Below are 8072 nucleotides of genomic sequence, written 5' to 3' on the forward strand. Positions count from 1 at the left end.
GGGCTTTGGCGGCCTCTTCGACCATCGCGCACAGGTCCTCGATGCTGCCGCCGGCCCCGCCGCACTCTTCGGGGACCGCGACGCCGAACAAGCCCAGATCGGTCAGGCCGCCAAAAACCGGTCGCCAGGCGTCAGGTTCGCCCTGCTCGGTGGCCCTGACCGCCGCCGCCGCGCCGGACGTCGCGGCCCAATCGCGCACCAACTCACGCGCCGCGAACTGTTCGTCGGTGATGGTGGTTGGCACGATCGGCTCCCTCGCTTCAGTGCTAATTGTCCGGTTCCTCCTCAGTTTCCTACGGAAGCTGCATCGTCACCGGACTAGAACGTGTTCTAATAGTGCCAGCGTTCGACCGTCAAGTCGAATGCCATCGCAGCAGGACATCCCGGTGTCTCGGCGGCACGGAGGTGAGAAATTCGCGCTCGGCATGCGTATCGTTTCGAGCGAGGACGCAAGAAAAGGAGCTGTCCGTCAGATGTCCCCTTCCGCTTCGGGGCCAGCGAACACCGGCTCGGGTCAGCCCTCGAGTTCGTCCCCTGCGCAACCTCGTGAGGTGATGAGCGTGGCGGTATTGGCCGAGTCCGAGCTCGGGTCTGAGGCACAACGCGAGCGTCGCAAACGCATCCTCGACGCGACGATGGCCATCGCCTCCAAGGGCGGCTACGAGGCAGTTCAGATGCGTGCGGTGGCCGACCGCGCGGACGTCGCGGTAGGCACGCTCTACCGGTATTTCCCGTCGAAGGTGCATCTGCTGGTCTCCGCGCTGGGCCGGGAATTCGAGCGAATCGATGCCAAGACTGACCGCTCCAGCCTGACCGGCGGCACGCCGTTCCAGCGGCTGAACTTCATGGTCAGCAAACTCAATCGCGCGATGCAGCGCAATCCGCTGCTCACCGAGGCCATGACTCGCGCCTATGTCTTCGCCGACGCCTCTGCGGCCGGCGAAGTCGATCACGTCGAGAAGCTGATCGACTCGATGTTCGCCCGGGCAATGAGCGACGGCGAACCGAGCGAAGACCAGTACCACATCGCCCGGGTGATCTCGGACGTATGGCTGTCAAATCTGCTGGCCTGGCTAACCCGGAGGGCATCGGCCACCGACGTGAGCAAGCGGCTTGACCTCGCGGTGCGGCTGCTGATCGGCAACGGCGAGAACTCCGCAGTTTGACTCTGCGGCCGAGCCGACCGGTCAGGCCGGTGGCCCGGCGGTACGTCCGCGGATCAGTTCGGTGTCGAGCACCTCGATCGTGGGTTGGATATTGCCTTCGTGCAAGAGCTCGCCGGCCCGGCGCCCTTTCTGCAGGCTTGGCTGCGCCACCGTCGTCAGACCGCGGCCAATCGCCTCGGATATGCCGTCGAAGCCGGTGACGGTCATTTGGCCCGGCGCGTACATGCCGCGGCCCCGCAGGTAGTCCATCGCCGATAACGCCAGCACGTCGGCTGTGCACATCAGCGCGGTGATTCGCGGATTGGCGTCGAGCGCAACCTTGGCGGCATCGCCGCCGGATGCCGGGGTGTGCTCGTAGCTTTCCACCACGGTCAACGACTCCGGGTCGACACCCGCCGCGGCCATCGCGTCGCGGATACCGCGGATGCGTTCGCTTTGCACGTGAAATGTCGACGAACGGATGCGTTGGGAGTCGACCAGGCCCTGGTGACGGTCACGGCGCAGCCGCATCGTCAACAGTCCGATCTCGCGATGGCCCAAACCGAGCACGTAATCGCCGAGCTTGCGCATCGCCCCCCGGTCGTCAATGCCCACCGCGGATGCGCCGGGCACTTCTTTGGGCTGGTCGACCACCACCAGCGGCAGTCGCCGTTGCTGCACGACCTGCAAGTAGGGGTCGTCCCCGGCTGCCGAGTAGACCACGAACCCGTCGACTCCCGCCGCGAGCACGGATGCCGTCCCCTCCGCGATGCTGCGGCTTGGGCCGACGGCCACCAGCATCAGTCCCTGACCCAGCTCTTCGCACGACTGGGCAAGTCCTGCAACGAAATCCAGCGCGGCCGGGTCGCTGAACGAATAGGTGAGCGGTTCGGTGACCATCAGGCCCACCGCCCCTGCCCTGCGGGTCCGCAGTGACCGCGCCACCGGATCGGGTCCGGGATAACCGATGCGCTTGGCGGTGGCGAGCACTCTTTCCCGCAACTCTGGGGATAGCTGATCGGGTCGGTTGTAGGCGTTCGAGATGGTGGTGCGCGATACCTTGAGCTCAGCCGCCAACGATGCCAGGGTCGCCCGCCGTCGCGGCGTGGGGCTCATGCCGTGTCAGGCTACCGGGCATTCCCGCCGGATCGCGGGCAGATTCTCGCCTTAAGCTAGCGATCGTGGCCTCTATCGATCTCAACGCCGACCTCGGCGAGGGCTTCGGCGTCTGGCGGCTCGGCGACGACGACGCCATGCTCGGCATCGTCACCAGCGCCAACGTCGCCTGCGGCTTCCACGCCGGCGACCCGGCCGGGCTGCTGCGGGTGTGCCGGCTGGCCGCCGATCGCGGTGTGCGCATCGGGGCACAGGTCAGCTACCGCGACATGGCCGGATTCGGCAGGCGGTTCATCGACGTCACACCGGAGGATCTGCTTGCCGACGTCGTCTATCAGATCGGCGCGTTGCACGGACTCGCGCAGGCGGCCGGATCGGCGGTGTCCTACGTCAAACCCCATGGCGCGCTGTATAACACGATCATGACCAACCGTGAGCAGGCCACCGCCGTCGCGCAGGCGGTGCAGATGGTCGACGCGAGCTTGCCGGTGCTGGGCCTGGCGGGTTCGGCGTTCTTCGAGGAGGCGCAAAGCCGTGGCTTGCGCACGGTGCCGGAGGCATTCGCCGATCGCGCCTATCAACCGGACGGCGCACTGGTGTCCCGTCGCGAGCCCGACGCGGTGCTGCATGATCCGACGGCCATCGCCGAACGGGTGGTGGCGATGGTGACTACCGGGCACGTCACCGCGGTTGACGGCTCTGCACTTGACGTGCATGTGAAATCGGTTTGTGTGCATGGTGATTCACCCGGTGCGGTTCAGATTGCGACGGCAGTACGAGATCGGCTCAAGGCCGACGGGATTGACCTGAAGGCGTTTTGCTGATGCGGCTGCGGCCGGGGCGTCCGGACATCGAGCGGTATGCGCACCGGTTCAGCGTGCCGGTCGCCGAATCCAGCGCACCCCTGACGGTGACGTGGCTCGGGGTTTCGACGCTGCTGCTCGACGACGGGGCTTCGACGCTGCTGACCGATGGCTACTTCTCCCGGCCCAGCCTGGCCCGAATCGCGTTGGGCAAGGTGGCGCCATCGCCGGCTCGGGTGGACGGGTGCCTGGCCCGCGCTAAGGTGACCCGGCTGGAGGCGGTCATCCCGGTGCACACGCATTTCGACCACGCGCTGGATTCCGCGCTGGTCGCCGATCGCACCGGCGCGCGATTGGTTGGGGGCGAATCGGCGGCCAACGTCGGTCGTGGCTACGGCCTTGCCGAAGACCGCATCGTCGTTGCGGTATCAGGCGAGCCAATTCGGTTGGGCGCCTTCGACATGACGCTGATCAAGTCGCAGCACAGCCCACCCGATCGGTTCCCCGGAGAGATCACCGCGGCGGTGATACCACCGGTGAAGGCATCAGCCTACCGGTGCGGCGAGGCCTGGTCGACGCTGGTACATCACCGACCGTCCGACCAGCGGCTGTTGATTCAAGGCAGTGCCGGCTTCGTCAAGGGCTCGCTGGCCGGCCAACGCGCCGATGTCGTCTATCTCGGCGTTGGCCAGCTGGGTCTGCAGGCCGAGCCGTACCTCGTCGACTACTGGACCGAGACGGTGCGCACCGTGGGCGCAAACCGCGTGGTGTTGATTCACTGGGATGATTTCTTTCGCCCGCTGTCAGAACCGTTGCGCGCGTTGCCCTATGCGGGCGACGACTTGGACGTAACGCTGCGCGTTCTGAGCAAGCTCGCCGAGCAGGATGGTATCGCGCTGGATATGCCGACGGTGTGGCGGCGCGAAGATCCGTGGGCCCAAATTTGACGCTGCTTCTGGCTCTTTTGTCGCTGGCGGTGGTTTTGGCGTTCGCGGTTGCCCGTCCGCGGGGTTGGCCCGAGGCGTTCGCCGCCACCCCGGCAGTGGTCATCCTGATCGCCGTCGGCGCAATCTCAACGCACGATGCGGCTGCAGAGGCTGCCCGGCTGTCGCATGTCGTCGCCTTCCTGGGTGCGGTGCTGGTGTTGGCCAAAATGTGCGACGACGAAGGGCTGTTCGAGGCGGCCGGGGCGGCAATGGCACGTGCCCGCTTCGGATCCCGACGCCTGCTGCGGCAAGTGTTCGGTATTGCCGCCGCGATCACCGCGGTGCTGAGCCTGGACGCCACCGTTGTGCTGTTGACGCCGGTGGTGCTGACCACCGTGCGGCGACTGCGGGCGCCGGTGCGGCCGCATGCCTACGCGACGGCCCACCTGGCCAACGCCGCGTCGTTATTGCTTCCAGTGTCAAACCTGACCAACCTGCTGGCTTTTCACGTCGCCAACGTGTCCTTTACCAAGTTCACCGCCGTGATGGCGCTGCCATGGCTGGCCGCGATTGGCACCGTTTATCTCGTCTTCCGGGTGTTCTTCCACCGCGACCTGAGCGTGCAGCCCCAACCGGAAGAAGATGAGCCGGCACCGCAGATACCGGTGTTCGCGTTGGTGGTGGTGGCGCTGACGCTGGCCGGGTTCGTGATCGCGGAGGCTGCCGGAGTGGCGCCGGCGTGGGCGGCGCTCGCCGGAGCGGCGGCGATGGCGGTACGCAGCCTGGCACGACGGCACACCAACGCCGCGGCGATCGTGCGCGCGGTGAACATACCGTTTCTGGTGTTCGTGTTGGCGTTGGGCGTCGTGGTGCAGGCGGTCATGCAAAACGGTGTGTCCGACCGGATGGCCGAGATGTTGCCGTCCGGTTCCGGTTTGGCCGCGCTGCTCGGCTTCGCGGTGGTGGCGGCGGTGCTGGCCAACGTCGTCAACAATCTGCCCGCGACGCTGGTGCTGGTACCGCTCGTCGCGCCGAGCGGGCCGGCCGCGGTGCTGGCCGTGCTGATCGGGGTGAACATCGGGCCCAACCTGACCTATGTGGGCTCCCTATCAAACCTGCTGTGGCGCAGCGTATTACGTCGCTACGATGTTCCGGCTAGCGTCGGCGAATACACCAGGCTCGGGCTGTGCACGGTGCCGACGGCGCTGGTAGCGGCGGTGCTGGCGCTGTGGGCCGGCGTGCGACTACTGGGCCTCTAAAACTCAGCGGCCCCTGGCGTCGCTCCGGAGGGGGCGCAGTCTGATCTCCAATTGAGACCGCATACGATATCAAGTCCATCGGCTGGCGCGGTGATATCGCATGCGCCACGTTTCTCAGAAGCATGTGACCAACACCCGAGGGTGCTGACGTGACACGTGTGGCGATTGAGTCAGCGTCGGTATGCCGGCGGCAACGGCATACCGATTTCGGCCATCACCGTGCGCAGCGTCGCGGGATAGTTGGTGATGATCCCGTCGACACCATAGGCGATCTGGGCCCGCATGTCGTTGGCGTCATCGATCGTCCACGGAATGACCTTGAGCCCCAACGCATGTGCACGGCCGACCAGAACCTTGTCGACCAAAGTGTATTCGGGCGAAACAACGTTGGCGCCGACCATCGTGGCGCCAAGCATCGGGTCACCAACGACCGCAGGATTGACACCAGCCAGCCAAGGCGAATCCGGAACCCAGGTCTGCGCATCCCACAAAGCCACCAGCGGAATCGCCGGCTCGGCCTGGTGTACGAGCGGCAACGTTCGCCAGTCGAAACTTTGGATGTCGACTAGGTCGACCTTGCCCGCCGACCTGGCTGCAGCCAGCACCACGTCGACGAACTCCTGCGGGTCGGCCGAAATGGCCGGGCGATCGGCTGCGACCTTGGTTTCGATGTTAAAACGCACATCGGCCCGATACGCGTCGACGAGTGAGAAGACCGCTGGCAGCGTAACAATCTTATTGCCCCACACCACTTCTGCTTGCGGAAATTGGCTGTTCGGCTTTCCGCAATCCAGTGTTTGGATCTGCGCCGCGATCAGGTCGTGCACCGGTTTCCCGACGTACGGGTACGACGGGTCGCCGCCGAAAGCCGGCCCGGTGTCGGCGCATTGCCCAGGCTCGATGATCGGGTCATGCCATACCAATGGTTGGTGATCCTTGGTGATGTTGATGTCGAGTTCCAGTGTGCTGACACCGAGTTCGAGCGATTTGGCGAAGGCATGCAACGATTCGCCGGTCGCCTCGCCGCGGCCACCGGCGTGGGCCTGCAGGTCGAATCGCGGCAATTCCGCAGCCGCGGACGGCGCCAAAGCCACCACCGCTGCGGACAACAGAGCGGCAAGCCGCTCAACTTGCATATGCAGATCCCTGCGGCAGCAAGTGCTGGCGGACGAGCTTGTGCCAACGCCGTTGCCGGTAGCGGAATATGCCAGCGGCAACAGCCGCGACGAAAGCCGTTGCGCGGCCAGCATCGATATCAACTGTGTCGCTGTAGCCGCAGTGGGTGTCGTCAATCGGTTCGACGTGCAGCGTGTGGTCCCAGGCCCGGAGCACGCCGCCGTGCTCGTGGGTTCGGATCGTCCGATCGGCCTGGTCGACCTCTATGACTTCGATGGTGTGCCGGTAGGCCGGAATGAGATGAAAAGCGAACAGCCACGCGGTGCCGCGCTCGCCGGGTCGCAGCGGCTCCGCTCGTCCTGCCAATGCAGGAACACCGAACAGGCCCCTGCACACGTAAAGGAATGTGACCGGTGATTGCATCGCGTACCAAACACGCTCGGCGCTGGTGGGGAGGGTCGTTTCGAGATGGATCGTTCGCATCGACTGCTACCGCCTGCGCTGACGGGCGATCTCAGCCAGCACCACCCCGGCGGCCACCGAGGCGTTCAACGATTCAGCCGGGCCGGCCATCGGGATCGACACCACCGCATCGCAGCTCTGACGTACCAACCGCGACAGTCCCTTTCCTTCCGATCCGACGACAACCACCAGCGGACCCTCGGCGTCCAGATCGTCGAGGACCGTGTCGCCTTCGGCGTCCAGCCCGACCAACTGCAGACCGCGATCGGCCCAATCCTTCAGTGTCCGATTGAGATTGGTGGCTCGCGCGATGGGTACCCGCGCGGCAGCGCCGGCGCTGGTCCGCCAGGCCACCGCTGTCACTGACGCCGAACGCCGCTGCGGGATCAACACCCCATGACCGGCGAACGCCGCGACCGAACGAACGATCGCACCCAGATTGCGTGGATCGGAGATGTTGTCCAACGCAACCAGCAATGCGGGCGGGGAATCCAAGGCCATCGCGAGCAGCTCGTCAGGATGAAGGTACTCGTAGGGTGGCACCTGCAACGCGATTCCTTGATGCAGGCCGTTGGTCGTCATCCGATCCAGGTCGGTGCGCGGCACTTCGAGGATTGCGATACCGGAATCGGCTGCCAGCGTGACTGATTCGGTGAGCCGCTCGTCGGCTTGAGCCCCGAGCGCAACGTAGAGCGCGGTAGCCGGAACCCCGGCGCGCAGGCATTCCAATACCGGGTTTCGTCCCAAAACAGTTTCGACGTCGTCGTCGCTGCGTTTAACGGGCCGGCGCTGCTGCGCCTTGAGTCGTTTGGCGGCCGGATGGTAGGGCCGCATATGCGCGGGCGGAGTGGCGCCGCGGCCTTCTAGCCCGCGGCGGCGTTGGCCGCCGGAGCCCACGGTCGGCCCCTTCTTGGTCCCGGGTTTGCGGATCGCGCCGCGGCGCCGGGAATTACCGGCCATCGGGCTGAGTTCCCAACGACCACTGCGGGCCATCGCCGGTATCGGTGACTTCGATGCCGGCGTCTTTGAGCCGATCGCGAATCTCGTCGGCGAGCTTCCAGTCGCGCTGCACACGCGCCTGTTCGCGCCGCTCCAGCTCAGCGCGCACCAACACGTCGACCGCCGCCAGCGCAGCCGATGTCTCGTCGTGTGACTCCCAGCGCTCGTCGAGCGGGTCGCAGCCGAGAATGCCCATCATCGCGCGGATGGCGGTCGCGTTGGCCATCGCACCGTCGTGGTCACCGG

At 65.9% G+C, this 8072-nt stretch carries 10 protein-coding genes; 4 read left to right on the plus strand and 6 right to left on the minus strand.

Annotated elements, in window-relative coordinates; all coding sequences use genetic code 11:
• Positions 1–244, minus strand: a 244-nt coding sequence (locus tag WB785_RS16640; RefSeq protein WP_424080415.1) for an acyl-CoA dehydrogenase family protein, incomplete at its 3' end; no start/stop codon positions are given.
• A gap of 316 nt (positions 245–560) precedes the next feature.
• On the opposite strand from WB785_RS16640, the gene kstR reads away from it, so the two are divergent.
• Positions 561–1166: a cholesterol catabolism transcriptional regulator KstR gene (gene kstR / locus WB785_RS16645; protein ID WP_424080416.1), complete on the plus strand. Its 606-nt coding sequence runs from the start codon at positions 561–563 to the stop codon at positions 1164–1166.
• 21 nt (positions 1167–1187) lie between these two features.
• Here kstR and WB785_RS16650 read toward each other — a convergent pair whose 3' ends face one another.
• On the minus strand, positions 1188–2261 hold the full coding sequence (locus WB785_RS16650) for a substrate-binding domain-containing protein (RefSeq protein ID WP_424080417.1): 1074 nt from the start codon (positions 2259–2261) through the stop codon (positions 1188–1190).
• Between the two features lie 65 nt (positions 2262–2326).
• Between WB785_RS16650 and WB785_RS16655 the strand changes: the two genes are divergently transcribed.
• The 3 genes from WB785_RS16655 to WB785_RS16665 are packed head-to-tail and all read left to right on the plus strand — an operon-like array spanning position 2327 to position 5249.
• Positions 2327–3085 (plus strand): LamB/YcsF family protein, encoded by a 759-nt coding sequence (locus WB785_RS16655; RefSeq protein WP_424080418.1) that lies wholly within the window; start codon positions 2327–2329, stop codon positions 3083–3085.
• Complete coding sequence (locus WB785_RS16660) at positions 3085–4011, plus strand: MBL fold metallo-hydrolase (RefSeq protein ID WP_424080419.1); 927 nt, start codon at positions 3085–3087, stop codon at positions 4009–4011. Before WB785_RS16655 ends, WB785_RS16660 begins: the two co-directional genes overlap by 1 nt.
• The gene (locus WB785_RS16665) at positions 4008–5249 is read left to right on the plus strand and encodes an SLC13 family permease (protein ID WP_424080420.1); all 1242 of its coding nucleotides are present in this window, start codon (positions 4008–4010) and stop codon (positions 5247–5249) included. Before WB785_RS16660 ends, WB785_RS16665 begins: the two co-directional genes overlap by 4 nt.
• Before the next feature lie 170 nt (positions 5250–5419).
• Here WB785_RS16665 and WB785_RS16670 read toward each other — a convergent pair whose 3' ends face one another.
• The 4 genes from WB785_RS16670 to WB785_RS16685 form a co-directional block, all read right to left on the minus strand.
• On the minus strand, positions 5420–6385 hold the full coding sequence (locus WB785_RS16670; RefSeq protein ID WP_424080421.1) for a glycerophosphodiester phosphodiesterase family protein: 966 nt from the start codon (positions 6383–6385) through the stop codon (positions 5420–5422).
• Positions 6375–6848: a hypothetical protein gene (locus WB785_RS16675; RefSeq protein WP_424080422.1), complete on the minus strand. Its 474-nt coding sequence runs from the start codon at positions 6846–6848 to the stop codon at positions 6375–6377. The genes WB785_RS16670 and WB785_RS16675 overlap by 11 nt, the downstream gene beginning before the upstream one ends.
• Positions 6849–6854: 6 nt before the next feature.
• A complete protein-coding gene (gene rlmB, locus WB785_RS16680; RefSeq protein ID WP_424080423.1) occupies positions 6855–7787 on the minus strand; it encodes a 23S rRNA (guanosine(2251)-2'-O)-methyltransferase RlmB in 933 nt (310 codons plus the stop codon).
• Positions 7777–8072 (minus strand): CysS/YqeB C-terminal domain-containing protein (locus WB785_RS16685; RefSeq protein WP_424080424.1); only part of this gene is annotated, 296 nt, incomplete at its 5' end. The genes WB785_RS16685 and rlmB, both read right to left, overlap by 11 nt.

It is taken from the genome of Mycobacterium sp. (genome assembly GCF_049585075.1).
Taxonomy (GTDB): Bacteria; Actinomycetota; Actinomycetes; order Mycobacteriales; family Mycobacteriaceae; genus Mycobacterium.